Source organism: Actinokineospora enzanensis DSM 44649 (assembly GCF_000374445.1).
In the GTDB taxonomy this organism is placed as follows: Bacteria; Actinomycetota; Actinomycetes; order Mycobacteriales; family Pseudonocardiaceae; genus Actinokineospora; species Actinokineospora enzanensis.
In genome coordinates, this window is sequence record NZ_KB894413.1 from 173,854 (window position 1) to 189,745 (window position 15,892).

At 72.7% G+C, this 15,892-nt stretch carries 14 protein-coding genes; 1 reads left to right on the top strand and 13 read right to left on the bottom strand.

The genetic code is table 11. The annotated features are described in order from the left end of the window. Positions 1–32: 32 nt before the first annotated feature. The 6 genes from proB to C503_RS0115795 all read right to left on the bottom strand — a co-directional run bounded on the left by proB (position 33) and on the right by C503_RS0115795 (position 7,394). Positions 33–1,145: a glutamate 5-kinase gene (gene proB / locus C503_RS0115770; RefSeq protein WP_018683186.1), complete on the bottom strand. Its 1,113-nt coding sequence runs from the start codon at positions 1,143–1,145 to the stop codon at positions 33–35. Further along, entirely contained in the window at positions 1,142–2,605 is a 1,464-nt protein-coding gene (gene obgE / locus C503_RS0115775) for a GTPase ObgE (RefSeq protein ID WP_026316346.1), read from the bottom strand. Before obgE ends, proB begins: the two co-directional genes overlap by 4 nt. 90 nt (positions 2,606–2,695) lie before the next feature. Beyond that, positions 2,696–2,953: a 50S ribosomal protein L27 gene (gene rpmA / locus C503_RS0115780; RefSeq protein ID WP_018683188.1), complete on the bottom strand. Its 258-nt coding sequence runs from the start codon at positions 2,951–2,953 to the stop codon at positions 2,696–2,698. Positions 2,954–2,968: 15 nt separating this feature from the next. Then, a complete protein-coding gene (gene rplU, locus C503_RS0115785; RefSeq protein ID WP_018683189.1) occupies positions 2,969–3,277 on the bottom strand; it encodes a 50S ribosomal protein L21 in 309 nt (102 codons plus the stop codon). Between the two features lie 183 nt (positions 3,278–3,460). Further along, positions 3,461–6,466 carry a translation initiation factor IF-2 N-terminal domain-containing protein gene (locus C503_RS0115790; protein ID WP_026316347.1) on the bottom strand — a complete coding sequence of 1,002 codons (3,006 nt, stop codon included), beginning with the start codon at positions 6,464–6,466 and terminating at the stop codon, positions 3,461–3,463. 184 nt (positions 6,467–6,650) lie between these two features. Next, complete coding sequence (locus C503_RS0115795) at positions 6,651–7,394, bottom strand: TIGR03936 family radical SAM-associated protein (RefSeq protein WP_018683191.1); 744 nt, start codon at positions 7,392–7,394, stop codon at positions 6,651–6,653. Between the two features lie 243 nt (positions 7,395–7,637). Between C503_RS0115795 and C503_RS0115800 the strand changes: the two genes are divergently transcribed. Continuing rightward, positions 7,638–9,047, top strand: a complete 1,410-nt coding sequence (locus tag C503_RS0115800) for a S8 family peptidase (protein ID WP_018683192.1) — start codon at positions 7,638–7,640, stop codon at positions 9,045–9,047. A 1-nt stretch (position 9,048) separates the two neighbouring features. On the opposite strand, the gene C503_RS0115805 is transcribed toward C503_RS0115800, so the two are convergent. The 7 genes from C503_RS0115805 to C503_RS0115835 form a co-directional block, all read right to left on the bottom strand. Then, positions 9,049–9,513 (bottom strand): GNAT family N-acetyltransferase, encoded by a 465-nt coding sequence (locus C503_RS0115805; RefSeq protein WP_018683193.1) that lies wholly within the window; start codon positions 9,511–9,513, stop codon positions 9,049–9,051. After that, positions 9,510–11,477, bottom strand: a complete 1,968-nt coding sequence (locus tag C503_RS0115810; RefSeq protein WP_018683194.1) for a TIGR03960 family B12-binding radical SAM protein — start codon at positions 11,475–11,477, stop codon at positions 9,510–9,512. Before C503_RS0115810 ends, C503_RS0115805 begins: the two co-directional genes overlap by 4 nt. A 39-nt stretch (positions 11,478–11,516) precedes the next feature. Beyond that, the gene (locus C503_RS0115815) at positions 11,517–12,356 is read right to left on the bottom strand and encodes an ABC transporter permease (protein ID WP_018683195.1); all 840 of its coding nucleotides are present in this window, start codon (positions 12,354–12,356) and stop codon (positions 11,517–11,519) included. Then, positions 12,357–13,184 (bottom strand): ABC transporter permease, encoded by an 828-nt coding sequence (locus C503_RS0115820; RefSeq protein WP_018683196.1) that lies wholly within the window; start codon positions 13,182–13,184, stop codon positions 12,357–12,359. It lies immediately after the preceding gene. A 1-nt stretch (position 13,185) separates the two neighbouring features. Then, positions 13,186–14,118, bottom strand: a complete 933-nt coding sequence (locus tag C503_RS0115825; RefSeq protein ID WP_018683197.1) for an ABC transporter ATP-binding protein — start codon at positions 14,116–14,118, stop codon at positions 13,186–13,188. Between the two features lie 184 nt (positions 14,119–14,302). Then, on the bottom strand, positions 14,303–14,713 hold the full coding sequence (ndk, locus tag C503_RS0115830) for a nucleoside-diphosphate kinase (protein ID WP_018683198.1): 411 nt from the start codon (positions 14,711–14,713) through the stop codon (positions 14,303–14,305). 258 nt (positions 14,714–14,971) lie between these two features. Beyond that, positions 14,972–15,886, bottom strand: a complete 915-nt coding sequence (locus C503_RS0115835; protein WP_018683199.1) for an IS982 family transposase — start codon at positions 15,884–15,886, stop codon at positions 14,972–14,974. Positions 15,887–15,892: the final 6 nt, after the last annotated feature.

Here is a 15,892-nt window from a genome sequence, read left to right on the forward strand (position 1 = left end):
GCACAGCCGAGATCGCACGCCAGGGCAGCGAGTCAAGCCTGGCGCAGGGGGACCAGGTCGTCGGCGTGGACTACCTCGCGGCGGCGGTCGGCGGGGAGGTCGTGGGTGGAGTGGCCGATCAGGGCGGGGAGCTCGGTGGCGTCGAAGTTGGTGACGCCCCGGGCGATGACGCGGCCCGTGAGATCGGCCAGTTCGACCACGTCGCCCGCCACGAACTCGCCCTTGGTGGCGGTGATGCCCGCGGCCAGCAGGGAGCGGCGGCGGTCGACGACTGCCGTGACGGCGCCGTTGTCGAGGGTGAGGGTGCCGTTGGCGTCGGCGGCGTAGGCGAGCCAGAAGCGGCGGGAGGTGAGGCGGCGGCCACTGGCGGCGAAGGCGGTGCCCACGTCGGCGGTGTCCAGGGCACGGAGGGCGTCCGAGGCGGCGGCCAGCAGGACCGGCACGCCCGCGGCGGAGGCGAGGCGGGCGGCGGCGAGTTTGGAGGCCATGCCGCCGGTGCCCAGGCCCGAGGCCCCGGTCGCGCCCGCGCGGACCTCGGTCAGGTCGGCGGGGCTGGCCACCTCCGCGATCCGCCGGGCGTCGCCGAGGCGGGGGTCGCCGTCGTACAGGGAGTCCACATCGGACAGGAGGATCAGGGCGTCGGCGCCGATGAGGTGGGCGACCAGGGCGGCCAGGCGGTCGTTGTCGCCGAAGCGGATCTCGTCGGTGGCGACCGTGTCGTTCTCGTTGACCACGGGGACGGCGCCGAGGGCGAGCAACCGGGTCAGGGTGCGCTGGGCGTTGCGGTAGTGGGAACGGCGGACGACGTCATCCGCGGTCAGCAGGACCTGGCCGACGCGCAGGGAGTGGCGGCCGAACGACGACACGTAGGCGTGGCCGAGCGCGAGCTGGCCGACGCTGGCGGCGGCCTGTTGGGTGGCCAGGTCGCGGGGGCGGCGGGCCAGGCCGAGAGGGGCCAGGCCCGCGGCGATGGCGCCGGAGGAGACCAGCACCACCTGGGTGCCCGCGGCCCGCCGGGTGGCGACGGCGTCGACCAGGGCGTCCAGGCGGGCCGGGTCGAGACCACCCGCCGCCGTGGTCAGCGAGGACGAGCCGACCTTGACCACCAGCAGCCGGGCGGCGGCGACGGTGGCGCGGGTGGTCACCCGTCCCCGTCCAGTCCTGCCTCGCCCTCCCAGTCGTGGTGGACGCGGCGGGCCTGTTTGGCGACCTTGCGCTCGGCGGCGCCGACGCGCTCGTTGCGTTCCAGGCGCGGGTCGCTGCCGCGGTTGTGCATCATGACCGCGATACCGGCCGGGGTGGACGGCTCCCAGTCGAAGGTGACGCCGCCGATGGTGACCGGGCAGCCGGGGACCGCGCCCGCGCGGGCGAGCGCCTCCTCCACGCCGAGCCGGGCCAGGCGGTCGGCGAGGTAGCCGACGGCCTCGGTGTTGTTGAAGTCGGTCTGCCGGACCCAGCGCTCCGGGCGTTCGCCACGCACGACGAAGCCGGTGTCGTCGTCCGGGTCGTGGTCGACGGTGAAGCCCGCGTCGTCGACCGCGGTGGGCCGCAGGACGATGCGGGTGGCCTCGGGGGCGGGCTTGCTCGCCCGGTCCTCCTCGATGACCTTGGCCAGCGCGAAGGTCAGCTCGCGCAGGCCCGCGCGGGTCACCGTGGAGATCTCGAACACCGGCAGGCCGCGCGCCTCGATCTCCGGGCGGACCAGCTCGGCCAGGTCGCGGGCCTCGGGCACGTCGAGCTTGTTGAGTACCACCAGGCGCGGGCGTCCGGCCAGGTCACCGCCCAGCGCGGGGGTGTAGCGGGCCAGCTCCTCCTCCAGCGCGTCGATGTCCGAGAGCGGGTCCCGGCCGGGCTCGTAGGTGGCGCAGTCGATCACGTGCACGAGCACCGAGCAGCGCTCGATGTGCCGGAGGAAGTCCAGGCCGAGGCCCTTGCCCTCGCTGGCGCCCGGGATCAGGCCGGGCACGTCGGCGATCGTGTAGACCGACTCGCCCGCGGTGACCACGCCCAGGTTGGGCACCAGGGTGGTGAACGGGTAGTCGGCGATCTTGGGCTTGGCCGAGGACAGCACCGAGATCAGCGACGACTTGCCCGCGGACGGGAACCCGAGCAGGCCCGCGTCGGCGACCGAGCGCAGCTCCAGCACCAGGTCGTTGGCCTCGCCCGGCTCGCCGAGCAGGGCGAACCCGGGCGCGCGCCGGGCCTTGGAGGCCAGCGCGGCGTTGCCCAGCCCGCCCCGGCCGCCCCGGGCCGCGACGAACCGGGTGCCGTGGCCGACCAGGTCGACCAGGATCTCGCCCGCGCCGTCGAGCACCACGGTGCCGTCCGGGACCTTGAGCTCCAGGTCCTCGCCGGTGGCGCCGTCGCGGTTGGCGCCCTGTCCCTGCCTGCCGTTGGTGGCGGTGGCGTGCGGGCGGAAGTGGAAGTCGAGCAGCGTGTGCACGTTGTTGTCGACGACGAGCACGACGTCGCCGCCGTTGCCGCCGTTGCCCCCGTCGGGGCCGCCCAACGGCTTGTACTTCTCCCGGTGCACCGAGGCGCAACCGTTGCCCCCGCCACCCGCGGCGACGTGGATGACCACCCGGTCGACGAACTTTGACACCAGGAATCCTCTCCGAACACAGGACGAGGGGCGGACCGGATGCGCTCCGACCCGCCCCTCGTCCGGGGTCTAGCTAGCTCGTGGCGGTGGGCCTCAGGCCTCGACCGGCACGATGTTCACCGTCTTGCGGCCGCGCTTGGCGCCGAACTGGACGGCACCGGCGGCGAGCGCGAAGAGCGTGTCGTCCTTGCCGCGGCCCACGTTCACACCGGGGTGGAACTTGGTGCCGCGCTGGCGGATCAGGATCTCGCCGGACTTCACGACCTGGCCGCCGTAGCGCTTCACGCCGAGGTACTGGGCGTTCGAGTCGCGTCCGTTGCGGGAGCTGGACGCGCCTTTCTTGTGTGCCATGGCTGCTCAGGTCCTCTACTTGGTGATGCCGGTGACCTCGACGCGGGTCAGCTTCTGACGGTGACCCTGCCGCTTGTGGTAGCCGGTCTTGTTCTTGAACTTGTGGATCCGGATCTTGGGGCCCTTGGTCTGCTCGACGACCTTGCCGGTCACCGAGACCTTCGCCAGGGCGTCCGCGTCCGTGGTGACGTCGGTGCCGTCGACGACGAGCACCGCGGCGAGGTTGAGCTCGGTGCCCGGCGCGCCTTCGAGCTTCTCGACCTCGACGACGTCGCCGACAGCCACCTTGTACTGCTTGCCGCCGGTCTTGACGATCGCGTACATCGGGACGGAAGTCTCCTGCTACTAGACGGTGGGGGTCCTGCGTGCCCTGACCCGCTGGGGTAATCGCGGCGGGTCGGGCTTCGCACGACGCAGCCCACCGAAAGGCGGGCCGCGTTACAGGTTACGTGTCTGCGTGAACCAGGGTCAAACCGGGGTCGGCTAACCCTGATCGGGTGACCGGCGTCACCCCTCGTGTGCGGCGTCGACGGGCGGACCGGCGGGCCGGGACGCGGACCGTCGGGGCGTCCGACGGCGCGGCACGACCGGCTCGACCGGCTCGGGAGCCGCCACCGACCGGGGCTCGGACGCGGAGCGGACCTCCGCGGCCGACCGGGCGGGCACGGAAGACACGGCAGGCACGGAAGACACAGCGGGCTCGACCGACCCGGCGCGCTCGACAGGCTCGGCGGACCGGACCGTGGTCTCCGCGGACCAGTCCTCGCCCGCGGTGAAGTTGGCCGCCGCGCCCTGGGCGCGCCTGCCGACCCGCCGCCTGCGCGGCTCGCGGGCCGCCGGGGCCTCCTCGGCCGGTGCCTCGGCGCGCGCCGGTCGGGCGGCCCGGGTGTCGGACCGCCGGTCGGAGCGCTCGTCGGCCTCGGCAACGACCTCGGCGACGGCGTCCCGCCCGGCCCGCGACCCCTGGCCGTTGGCACCGTGCCCGGCGGGCGCGTCGACGGTCTCGACGGCGTCCTCCGGCCGGACCGTGGCCTTGGCGATGTCCCGCACGGCGACCTTGGCCACCTCGGACTTGACCTCGTCCTCGCGGCCCCTGGTCTCGTCCTCGCGCGGCCGGGCCTCCTCGGCGCGGGCCTTGTCCTCGCCGCCGCGGTTGCGGTTGCGCCTGCCGCCGCCCTGCTGCTGCCCCTTGTCGGACTGCGGCTGGGCCTTCTCGGCCTGGCCGCCGCCGTTCTGCCCGTTGGCGGGCGCGGGGGCGCGGACGGCGGGGTCGGTGGAGACCACCACGCCGCGGCCCTTGCAGTGCTCGCAGGTGCTGCTGAACGCCTCCAGCAGCCCGGTGCCGACCCGCTTGCGGGTCATCTGCACCAGGCCCAGGGAGGTGACCTCGGCGACCTGGTGCCGGGTGCGGTCGCGGCCGAGGCACTCGGTCAGCCTGCGCAGCACCAGGTCCCGGTTGGACTCCAGCACCATGTCGATGAAGTCGATCACGATGATGCCGCCGATGTCGCGCAGCCGCAGCTGGCGGACGATCTCCTCGGCCGACTCCAGGTTGTTGCGGGTGACCGTCTCCTCCAGGTTGCCCCCGGAGCCGGTGAACTTGCCGGTGTTGACGTCGATGACGGTCATCGCCTCGGTGCGGTCGATCACCAGGTAGCCGCCGGAGGGCAGCCAGACCTTGCGGTCGAGCGCCTTGAGCAGCTGCTCGTCGACCCGGTGCTCGGCGAACACGTCCTTGGTGCCGACGTGCTTGCGGACCCGCTCCAGCAGCTCGGGGGCGACGTGCCGGACGTAGGCGTCGATGGTCTCCCAGGCCGTGTCGCCCTGTACCACCAGCGAGCTGAAGTCCTCGGTGAACAGGTCGCGGACGACCTTCACCAGCAGGTCGGGCTCCTCGTAGAGCAGCGCGGGCGCGGCGGAGCGGCGGTTGCCGTTGCCGGACTTCTCCCTGATGACCTGCCACTGGGCCTGCAGGCGGCGCACGTCGCGGCCGAGCTCCTCCTCGCTGATGCCCTCCGAGGCGGTGCGGATGATCACGCCCGCGTCCTCGGGGACGATCCGCTTGAGCACGTCCTTGAGCCTGCGCCGCTCGTTCTCCGGCAGCTTGCGGGAGATGCCGGTGGCGCCGCCGCCGGGCACGTAGACCAGGAAGCGGCCGGGCAGGCTGATCTGTGTGGTCAGCCGGGCGCCCTTGTGGCCGACCGGGTCCTTGGTGACCTGGACCAGCACGCTGTCCCCGGTGGACAGTGCCTGCTCGATCCGGCGCGCCTTGCCCTCCAGGCCCGCGGCGTCCCAGTCGACCTCGCCCGCGTAGAGCACGGCGTTGCGGCCGCGGCCGATGTCGACGAACGCGGCCTCCATGCTGGGCAGCACGTTCTGCACGCGGCCCAGGTAGACGTTGCCGACCAGGGAGCCGCTGCCGGAGGAGGTGACGAAGTGCTCGACGAGCACGCCGTCCTCCAGGACCGCGATCTGGGTGCGGTCGCCGTGCTCGCGCACGATCATGGCCCGGTCGACGGCCTCGCGCCGGGCGAGGAACTCGGCCTCGGACAGGATCGGCGCGCGCCTGCGGCCCGCCTCCCGGCCGTCCCGGCGGCGCTGCCGCTTGGCCTCCAGCCGGGTGGAGCCGCGCACGCTGCGCACCTCGTCGCGGGCGTTGCTCTCGGGCTTCTCCTCACGTGCCTCACGCACGTGCACGACGGTGTTGGGCGGGTCGTCGCCCACGTCGGCGTCGCCGTCCTCGCCGCCCTTGCGGCGACGGCGGCGGCGGCGCCTGCGGTTGCCCGCGTCACCGGCGTCGCCTGCCTCGTCCGCCTCCGGCTCGGCCTGCTCCTCGGGCTCGGCCCCGGCGGTCTCCTCGGCCTGCTGCGCGCGGGGCTCGTCCTCGGCGGCCTCGACGTCGTCGACGGCGCCCTTGCCCCGGCCGCGACCACGACGGCCACGGCGGCGGCGCCTGCTGCCGCTCGGGTCGTCGTCGTCGGCGTGGTCGTCGACGGGCTCGGCCGCGCGGGTGTCCTGGGTCTCCTCGACGTCCTCGTGGTCGACCTCGTCGACCACCGCGGGCGCGGGCTCGGGGGCGCGGACGGGCCGGGCGGTGGCGGGCTCCGGCGGCAGGAACAGCGGCGACGCGGAGGCGAACACCGGCGTCGGCGGGATCCGGCGCACCGGCTCCGGCGCGGCGGCCTGCTCCTCGACCGGCTCCTCCACCGGCTCGGCGGGTTCGGCGGGCACTGTGGTTTCGGCGGGGTCGGCGGGGTCGGCGGCCGGGTCCGCGGACTCGTCCAGCAGCACCCTGGCGACCCGCTCGGCCACGTCCCGGGACACGCTCGACTGCGCGCCCCGCACCGCCTCGCCCAGGTCGGCCAGCGTCGCCAGCACGTCCTTGCTGCTCACCTCCAGCAGCTTGGCCAACGCGTGCACGCGGACCTTCGCGGGCAGTTCCGCCAGCACCGTCTCGACAGGTGTGGTGGTAGCCCCGCCGGTGCTTCCGGCAGGGGTAGACATATCCGACATGTAGCTCCTCCGCCCCCGGGCGCGTCGTCCCAGACGCGGCCGCTCAGGGGCCTAGTTGTTCGTTCCGCCGCGCGTGGCGGCGGGAATCCTCGCCCGTCACCGCCGCCGCTGTGGGTCGTGCTGACCCCAGCCCGCGGACGGCAGGTCGTTCGACCACGGTGACCCGCTTCGTCTCCCCGATGGACTACCCGAGGCCCGCTTGCCTGTCGAGGGCCAACGGATCGGACAGACCGCCTTCGTCGTCAAGCCGTCCCTGGGCCAGTCGAGTCGCCTTAGCGGGCACCGGTGGTTCCAGGGCGGCGACGACACGAAGCGCGCTCAGTACGTCGTCGGGTCGCACAGCCGGTGTTGTCTGCCGGACGACCACCCGCAGTATCCCACACGAACGCTCCGGGTAGGACATGTCGAGGCCCACACCGCGCGGCGCGTCGTCCGCCGACTCGACCGCGGCGCGGATCACCGCAGGTCGGGCGTCGATCGTCCGCCTGCCGTCCTTGGTGAGCCGCTCCACCTCGACGTGCTCCTCGGCGAGCAGCCGGTCGAGTGCCGCGCGCAGCTCGCCGGGCGGCACCCCGGGCAGCTCCACGCGCCAGTCGCTGGCCTCCATCCGGTCGGCCAGGCCGCCGGGGCCCGCGGTGACCGCCTCCAGGATGTCCAGGCCGGGGGCCAGCGCGGCGTCCAGCACCGCGGCCAGCCGGTCCGGGTCGACCGGGGTGACGACCTGGATCTCCACGTACTCGGCCTCGCTGGCCACGCCGGTGGGCGCGGCCCCGATCCAGGAGATCTTGGGGTGCGGGTTGAAGCCCTGGGAGTAGGCCATCGGCACCCCGGCGCGGCGCAGCGCGCGCTCGAAGGCGCGGGCGACGTCGCGGTGCGAGGTGAAGCGGAGCCTGCCGCGCTTGGCGTAGCGCAGCCGGATCTTCTGCACCGGCGAGGCCGACGGGTTGGGCTGGTCCTGGCGGCTCAGGATTACTCCTTCTGGTGGTGTGGCACTGCTCCGGTGGTGAGCACACCGGGACAGTGGCACCGTACCGGGAGCGCCAATTCGGCCCGCGCGCTTGTTTCGTTCCCCGAGCCTGGCTAGCGTCCGCACCCAGCGGACACGCGCGCGGTTTGCGGCGCGCGTGCCGAGAAAACCAGCGCAGAGGGACACCAGCACTGGAGGTCGCCCGTGCCCCTGGCCCGCCTGACCAGGGCCGCGGCGGTCGGTGCCGCGGTCGTCGCGGCGGCCGTCGCCGTACCCGCGGTCGCGCTGGGCGACCCCCTCGGGCAGGCGGCTCCCGTCTGCTCGACCGAGGGGCACCAGCTGCGCTACCTGGTGTTGTTCGCCACGGGGACCGACCGGTCCGGCGCGACCGAGGAGATCACCGGGGATTGCGGGGAGACCGTGGCCTACTACCCGGAGATCGCGGTCGCGGTGGCCACCTCGCCCGATCCCGCGTTCGCCGACCTGGTCGGCCGCGACCGCGCGTTCAGCACCGAGGCGGCGCTGACCAAGGCCGCCAAGCAGGCGCCACCGGTCCGCACCGGCGCCGACGCGGGCGCGACGGACCGCACGGGCGAGCAGTGGGACATGGACATGATCCACGCGAAAGAGGCACACGCGGTCACCCTCGGTGACCCCCGGGTGCTGGTCGGGGTGCTCGACTCCGGCATCGACGACACCCACCCCGACCTGGTCCGGGCGGTCGACCCGACGCGCTCGGCGGGCTGCCTGACCGGCGCGGCGGACCCGTCGCCCGCGGCCTGGCGGCCGACGAACTCCCCGCACGGCACGCACGTGGCGGGCATCATCGCGGCCGCCGACGACGGCCGCGGCATCACCGGCGTGGCCCCGGACGTGCGGCTGGCCTCGGTGAAGGTGGTCGACGACGACGGCACGGTGCGGCCGGAGTCGGTCGTCTGCGGGCTGATGTGGGCGGCGGAGCAGCGGATGGCCGTGGCCAACAGCAGCTACTACGTCGACCCGTGGCCGCGCACCTGCGACCACGGCGACGAGCACGTGGTCTACGAGGCGGTGCGCCGGGCCACCGACTACGCCACCGGCAAGGGCGTGCTGACCGTGGCCGCCGCCTCCAACGAGGGCAGCGACCTGACCGCGCCGGGCGGCCGCACGGCCGGGCCGGACGGGCAGTGGCGCACGCTCGACTCGGACTGCCGGGTGCTGCCCGCGGGCCTGCGCGGGGTCATCGCGGTCTCGGCCGTGGGCCCCGACCGAGCGAAGGCCGGTTACAGCGCGTACGGCCTGGGCGTGATCGACGTGGCCGCCCCGGGCGGCGAGCAGCGCGACGACCGCTGCGTGCTCTCCACCGTGCCCGGCGGCTACGCCACGGCCTGCGGCACGTCCATGGCGGCTCCGCACGTGTCCGGCGTGGTGGCCCTGCTGGTCTCCACCCACCCGGGCGCGTCGCCGCAGCAGCTGGCCCGCCTGGTCACCGGCGAGGCGGAGGCGGTGGCCTGCCCGACCGACTACGACCTGGACGGCACCGGCCAGCAGGACGCGTACTGCTCGGGGTACGCCCCGTTCAACAGCTTCTACGGCCACGGCCTGGTCGACGCGCTCGCCGCCGTGCGTCCCTGACTCACTCGGGCAGGCGGCTCATCAGCATGTCCGCGGGCCCGAAGCCCGCGCGCCGGTAGAACGACACCGCCCGCTCGGTCGGGCTGAGCACCAGCCGGACGAGCCCGCGGTCGTCGGCGTACCGGACCACCGCGTCCATCAGCAGCGTCCCGACGCCCGCGCCGCGCCGGTCGGCGCGGACGAAGGCGTTGCCGATATAGCCCCAGCCGGTGGTGGTCCGGCCGGGGCGGGGCATGCGGGTGAAGACCAGCAGGTTGATGAATCCCAGCGGCTCGCCGGTGCCCGGGTCCTCGGCGAGCCAGAACAGCCGGTGGTCCCGCTCGGCCGCCCACCATTCGGCGAAGGCCGTCTCGTAGTCGGCGTTCTCGGCCGGGGTCGGCGGCCCGGCCTGGCCCTCCTCCGTCCACAGTCGACGGAGGAGGGCCAGCGCCGGGGCGTCCGCGTCGGTGGCGAGCCGGATCCTCACTGGGTCAGTGCGGGGTTGCGCACCGGTGAGCCGACGCCGACCGGGCTGATCGGCAGCAGCTTGCGGCCGGTGGGCCCGATCTCGATGTCGGTGCCCATGGCCGGGCAGACGCCGCAGTCGAAGCACGGGGTCCAGCGGCAGTCGTCCTGTTCGCGGGCGTCGAGGGCGTCCATCCAGTCGTCCCACAGCCACTGCTTGTCCAGGCCGGAGTCCAGGTGGTCCCAGGGCAGGACCTCGGCCTCGGTCCGCTCGCGCGTGGTGAACCAGTCGAGCGAGACGCCCAGCGGTTCGAGCTCGGCGGCGGCCGAGGACACCCAGCGGTCATAGGAGAAGTGCTCGCTCCAGCCGTCGAAGCGGCCACCGTCGCGCCAGACGCGTTCGATCACGCGGCCCACCCGGCGGTCGCCCCGGGACAGCAGTCCCTCGATCAGGCTGGGCTTGCCGTCGTGGTACCGCATGCCGATGTTGCGGCCGAGGCTGCGGTCGCGGTCGGAGTTGACCGCCTCGCGCAGCTTGCGCAGCCGGGAGTCCACAGTGTCCGGGTCGGTCTGCGCGGCCCACTGGAACGGGGTGTGCGGCTTGGGCACGAACCCGCCGATGGAGATCGTGCAGCGGATGTCCTTGCGGCCGCTGGCGGTCCGGCCCGCGCGGATGACGTTCTTGGCCATCTCCGCGATCTGCAGCACGTCCTCGTCGGTCTCGGTGGGCAGGCCGCACATGAAGTACAGCTTCACCTGCCGCCAGCCGTTGGCGTAGGCGGCGCTGACCGTCTTGATGAGGTCCTCTTCGGACACCATCTTGTTGATGACGCGCCGGATCCGCTCGCTGCCGCCCTCGGGGGCGAAGGTGAGCCCGGAGCGGCGGCCGTTGCGGGACAGCTCGTTGGCCAGGTCGATGTTGAACGCGTCGACTCGGGTGGACGGGAGAGAGAGGCCGGTGTTGGTGCCCTCGTAGCGGTCGGCCAGCTGCTTGGTGATCTCGCCGATCTCCGAGTGGTCCGCGCTGGACAGCGACAGCAGGCCGACCTCCTCGAACCCGCTGGCCGCCAGGCCATTCTGGATCATCGCGCCGATGCCCTCGATGGACCGCTCGCGCACCGGGCGGGTGATCATCCCGGCCTGGCAGAAGCGGCAGCCGCGGGTGCAGCCGCGGAAGATCTCCACGCTCATCCGCTCGTGCACGCTCTCCGCCAGCGGCACCAGCGGCTTCTTCGGGTACGGCCAGGCGTCCAGGTCCATGGTGGTCCGCTTGGCCACGGTCTCCGGCACCCGCTCGCGGTTGGGGCGCACGGTGTCGAGGTGACCGTCGGGGCGGTAGACGACGTCGTAGAAGCGCGGCACGTAGACGCCGCCGGTCTCGGCCAGCCGGGTCAGCAGCTCGTCCCGGCCTCCTGGACGGCCCTCGTGCTTCCAGCGGCGCATGATGTCGGTGATCTCGCCGACCGCCTCCTCGCCGTCGCCGAGCACGGCCGCGTCCACGAAGTCGGCGATCGGCTCCGGGTTGAACGCGGCGTGTCCACCCGCCACCACGACCGGGTGATCCTCGGTGCGGTCGGCGGCGTGCAGTGGGATCCCGGCCAGGTCCAGCGCGGTGAGCAGGTTCGTGTAGCCGAGCTCGGTGGAGAAGCTGACGCCGAGCAGGTCGAACGCGCCGAGCGGGCGGTGGCCGTCCACGGTGAACTGCGGGACGCCGTGCTCCCGCATGAGCTTCTCCAGGTCGGGCCAGACCGAGTAGGTGCGCTCGGCCAGCACGTCCGGCAGCTCGTTGAGCACCTCGTAGAGGATCATGACGCCCTGGTTGGGCAGCCCGACCTCGTAGGCGTCCGGGTACATCAAGGCCCAGCGCACGGTCGCGGCATCCCAGTCCTTGACCGTGGCGTTCAGCTCCCCGCCGACGTACTGGACCGGCTTGGACACCCGGGGCAGCAGGGGTTCGAGCTGGGGGAAAACGGACTCGACGCTCACGACGAACCAGGGTAACCCGTCCGGCGCGGGACCCCGTGGTCAGGACAGCAGCAGCCGCCCCAGCCGCCGCGAGGCCACCACCACGCCGACGGCCGCCATCACCACGAAATAGGACAGGTGTCCGAGGATCGAGAGGTCCACGTACCCGGTGCACAGCGACCGCATGATCTCGATCGCGTGGTAGAGCGGGAAGCACCGCACCAGGAACCGCACGACCTCCGGGTAGACGGTGATCGGGAAGAACGTGGTGGAGAACAGGAACATCGGCATCACGGCCAGCTGGACCAGGTCGAAGTCCTGCCAGGACCGCATGAACGTGGTGGCCGCCATGCCCAGGGCGGCGAACGCGAACGCCACCAGCACCGCGGCGGGCAGCGCGAACAGCGCCCAGCCCGAGGTCAGCAGGCCCATGCCGAGCAGGACCGCGAGGAACCCGCCCGCGTACAGCGCGCCCCGGATCAGCGCCCAGGAGATCTCGCCGATGGCCACGTCCAGCGGGCCGAGCGGGGTGGCCAGCATGGCGTCGTAGAGCTTGGCGTACTTGAACTTGAAGAAGATGTTGAAGGTGGCGTCATAGACCGCGCCGTTCATGGCCGAGGCGGCCAGCAGCGCGGGCGCCACGAACGCCACGTAGCGGATCGGCTCGCCGCCCGGCCCGACCACGTCGCCGACCAGCGCGCCGAAGCCGTAGCCCAGGCCGAACAGGTAGAACAGCGGCTCGAAGAACCCGGACGCGATCGCCAGCCAGACCCGCCGGTTGACCAGCAGGGACCGCTCGACCAGGACCCGCGCGCGGCCCGCGTACATGCCGGTGGGCAACACACGCAGGAGCAGACCGGCGCGCTCGGGCACCAGGGGACGTGACTCGGTGGTGGTCATCTAGATCTCCAGCCGCCGGACGAAGGTGCGCCTGCCCAGGTGGACGCCCGCGGCAACGAGGGCGACCAGGTAGGCCAGGTGGCCAAGGGCGGGCAGGAGCTCCAGGGCGCCGATGGCGGCGTCCCGGCACAGCTCGGTGCCGTGCCAGAGCGGGGTCAGCCACACCAGGGGGTGCACCCAGACGGGCAGCTGGGCGACCGGGAAGAAGGTGCCCGCGAAGATCGTCATCGGCATCACGATGAACCGCATGACCACGCTGAACTGCTGCACCTCGGTCTCGATGGTGGCCGAGTAGGCGACCATCGGCGCGACGAACGCCATGGCCGTGAGCACCGCGAACACCAGCGACAGCAGCACCCCGGGGCCGGGCAGCGCGCCCAGCGGGGCGGCGATGACCAGGAACGCGGCGGCGGAGAACCCGACGCGCAGCGCGATCCACAGCAGCTGACCGGCCAGGACCTGCGTGGCGCTGATCGGGGTGGCGGTGATGCCGTGGTAGGTGCGCTGCCACTTGAACGCCGACAGGATCGGGTAGGTCGACTCCCCCGACCCCGTCTGCAACGCCGACGAGGCCAGCAGCGCGGGCGCCAGGTACTGCAGGTAGGGCAGGCCGTCGGTGGCCGCGCCTGGACGCACCTGCGAGCCGAGCCCCAGGCCGAGGGCGACCAGGAACAGCACCGGCTGCAGCACGGTGGAGAAGACCGACGAGCGCCAGTTGCGCCGGTACCAGATCCACCTGCCCTCGACGACGAGCCAGGCGGCGCGGACCGTGCCCGGCACCCGCGCGGCGGTCCGGGTGTTCGTCCCGGTGGGGTCGGTGGTGGTCATGTCAGTCCACCAGGGTCCGGCCGGTGAGGTGCAGGAAGACGTCCTCCAGCGTGCTGCGCCGCACCAGGCTCGACAGCGGCGTCACCCCGCGCGCGTGCGCGGCGGCCAGGGTGGCCTCGCCGTCGGCGGTGTAGAGCAGCAGCCGGTCGGGCAGCACCTCCACCCGCTCGGCCAGCCCCTCGACGGCCGCCGGGTCCTGGTCGCCGGGGGTGAACCGCAGCTCCAGCACCTCGCGCGTGGAGTACCGGGAGATCAGCTCGCCGGGACTGCCCTCGGCGACGATCCGGCCGCCGTCCATGACCACCAGGCGGTCGCAAAGCTGCTCTGCCTCGTCCATGTAGTGCGTCGTCACGATGAGGGTGACGCCCTGCTGCTTGAGCCGGAACAGCCGGTCCCAGAGCAGGTGGCGGGCCTGCGGGTCGAGGCCGGTGGTCGGCTCGTCGAGCAGCAGCAGGTCCGGGTCGTTGATCAGCGAGCGGGCGATGGTGAGCCGCCGCTTCATGCCCCCGGACAGCGGCTCCACCTGGTCGTCGGCCCGGTCGGCGAGCTGGGCGAACTCCATCAGCTCGGTCGCCTTGGCGCGCACGACGGACTTGGACAGCCCGAAGTAGCGGCCGTAGACGTACAGGTTCTCCCGCACAGTCAGCTCGGTGTCGAGGTTGTCCTGCTGCGGGACGACACCCAGCCGGGCCCGGATCCGCGGCCCCTGGGTGAGCGGGTCCATCCCGAGGACGGTCAGGTCGCCCTCGGTGCGCGGCGACACGCAGGCCACCATCCGCATGGTCGAGGACTTGCCCGCGCCGTTGGGCCCCAGGAAGCCGAACGCCTCGCCCGGCCGCACGTCCAGGTCGATCCCCCGGACGGCGGCGAAGTCGCCGAACCGCTTGGCCAGGCCACGCGCCCGCACCAGCCCGCCGTCGCCGTTTCCGCTCATGACCCCGACACTAACCGCAGCCACCGACAGCCGGAATCGGTTATCCACAGGGGCCCGGAGTTGTCCACAGGTCCGGGCCGGTTCCTGTTGCGCCCCTTGGCCTCCGGACACCATGGACGTGAACGGGCCGCCCGGTTCGGGGTGAACGCGGACGGCCCGACGACGAGAGGGGAAAGCCGTGGCACTACAGGTTCGGGAACCAGATCTTGATCTCCCGCTCGGCCGACTCGGTCGAGTCCGACCCGTGCACCAGGTTGTACTGCACCTCCAGGCCGAAGTCCCCGCGGATGGTGCCCGGGGTCGCCTTGTCCACCGGGTCGGTCCCGCCCGCGAGCTGCCGGAACGCCGAGACCGCCCGCGGCCCCTCGACCACCAGCGCGACGACCGGCCCGCCGGTGATGAACTCCAGCAGCGACTCGAAGAACGGCCGCTCCTTGTGCTCTGCGTAGTGCTCCTCGGCCACCCCGCGCTCGACGGCCCGCAGCTCCAGCGCGGCCAGCGTCAGCCCCTTGCGCTCGATGCGGGAGATGACCTCGCCGACCAGACCGCGGCTCACGCCATCGGGCTTGACCAGGACCAGGGTGCGCTCACTCACGGCTCTCGGTACTCCTTCAACGGGAACGTGCTCGCATCGACCACACGAGCGTGCGAGCAGGGTAACGGGGTGCCGCGGCCTGGTTCGCCTGCCTCCCACGAAGCCGCCGGGGACCGGACGGGCAGGCGAACGGCGGATGAACCCCGGTCGGCCGAGGGCGTTCACCATGTTGTTCGCACACCCGGGTTCCGGCTCGGCGCCGCCTCGACCGCGACGCCGCCGAGCCGGTTCCACGCCTAGATGATTGATTCCATGGGGTCAGTGGTCGTAGGCGGTCAGTGATCGCTTGACGGGTTGTCCGGTCTTGTCGTTGTGCCAGATGGCGGCGGTCAGGGCGAGGATGCGTTGCAGGACCCGGACGATCACGCCGGGTTTGGTGCGACCGCCGTGTCGTTCCAGGTCGAGTTGGGCCTTGAATGTCTGGTTGATCGACTCGATGACCTGGCGCAGCGGCTTGAACAGTGTCGCGCCGGGTCGTTCGGCCTCGCGTTTGCGGGCAGGTCGTAGCAGCACGAGGCCGGCCTCGGCCAAGGCGTGTTCGAAGTCGCGGCCGTAGTAGTTCTTGTCCGCGATCACCGTCTGACCGGGGCGTCGCTCGACCAACGCGGGGTCGGTGTCGAGAATGTCGAGCAGGGTGGTGCGCTCGTCGGCCTTGGCGCCGGTCAACGCGAACGCGATCGGCAGCCCGCCGGGGGTGCAGACCAGGTGCAGGCGCAGGCCCCAGAAGAAGCGGGTGTGGGAGGCGCAGTAGCCGTACTGGGCCCATCCGGCCAGGTCGGAACGTTTCGTGGTCTGGCGGGACCGGCCGCATTCCACCGGGGTGGAATCGAGCGGCCACACGTCGTCGGTCCACAGTGTGGTGTCCGCCGCCAGGAGGCGGATCACGGCCTTGACCAGACCGGCGGCGTTACGAAGCCGCTTGTTGTAGCCGGATTGGCCGGGCAGGTAGCGGAACAGATGGTGCAGGCGGGCGTGGGCGTGGCGCAGGAACCGCGCCTCACTGGTGAACCCGAGCAGGGCCTGCACCATCGCCAGGGTGACCAGCTCCGCGTCGGTCAACCGCGGCTTGAGACCGACCCGCGGCCGCCACGGCGCCAGATGCGGCGCGTCCTTCAGCAGGTCGTCGGTTCTGACGTAGAGTGCGGTCGCGAGGGTGTCAATGTCGGTCGTCACAACCCG

Bases quoted from the DNA above. Each gene is read 5' to 3' on its own strand.
- rpmA (WP_018683188.1), bottom strand. From the start codon at position 2,953: ATGGCACACAAGAAAGGCGCGTCCAGCTCCCGCAACGGACGCGACTCG.
- rplU (WP_018683189.1), bottom strand. From the start codon at position 3,277: ATGTACGCGATCGTCAAGACCGGCGGCAAGCAGTACAAGGTGGCTGTC.
- C503_RS0115790 (WP_026316347.1), bottom strand. From the start codon at position 6,466: ATGTCGGATATGTCTACCCCTGCCGGAAGCACCGGCGGGGCTACCACC.
- C503_RS0115815 (WP_018683195.1), bottom strand. From the start codon at position 12,356: ATGACCACCACCGAGTCACGTCCCCTGGTGCCCGAGCGCGCCGGTCTG.
- C503_RS0115820 (WP_018683196.1), bottom strand. From the start codon at position 13,184: ATGACCACCACCGACCCCACCGGGACGAACACCCGGACCGCCGCGCGG.
- C503_RS0115825 (WP_018683197.1), bottom strand. From the start codon at position 14,118: ATGAGCGGAAACGGCGACGGCGGGCTGGTGCGGGCGCGTGGCCTGGCC.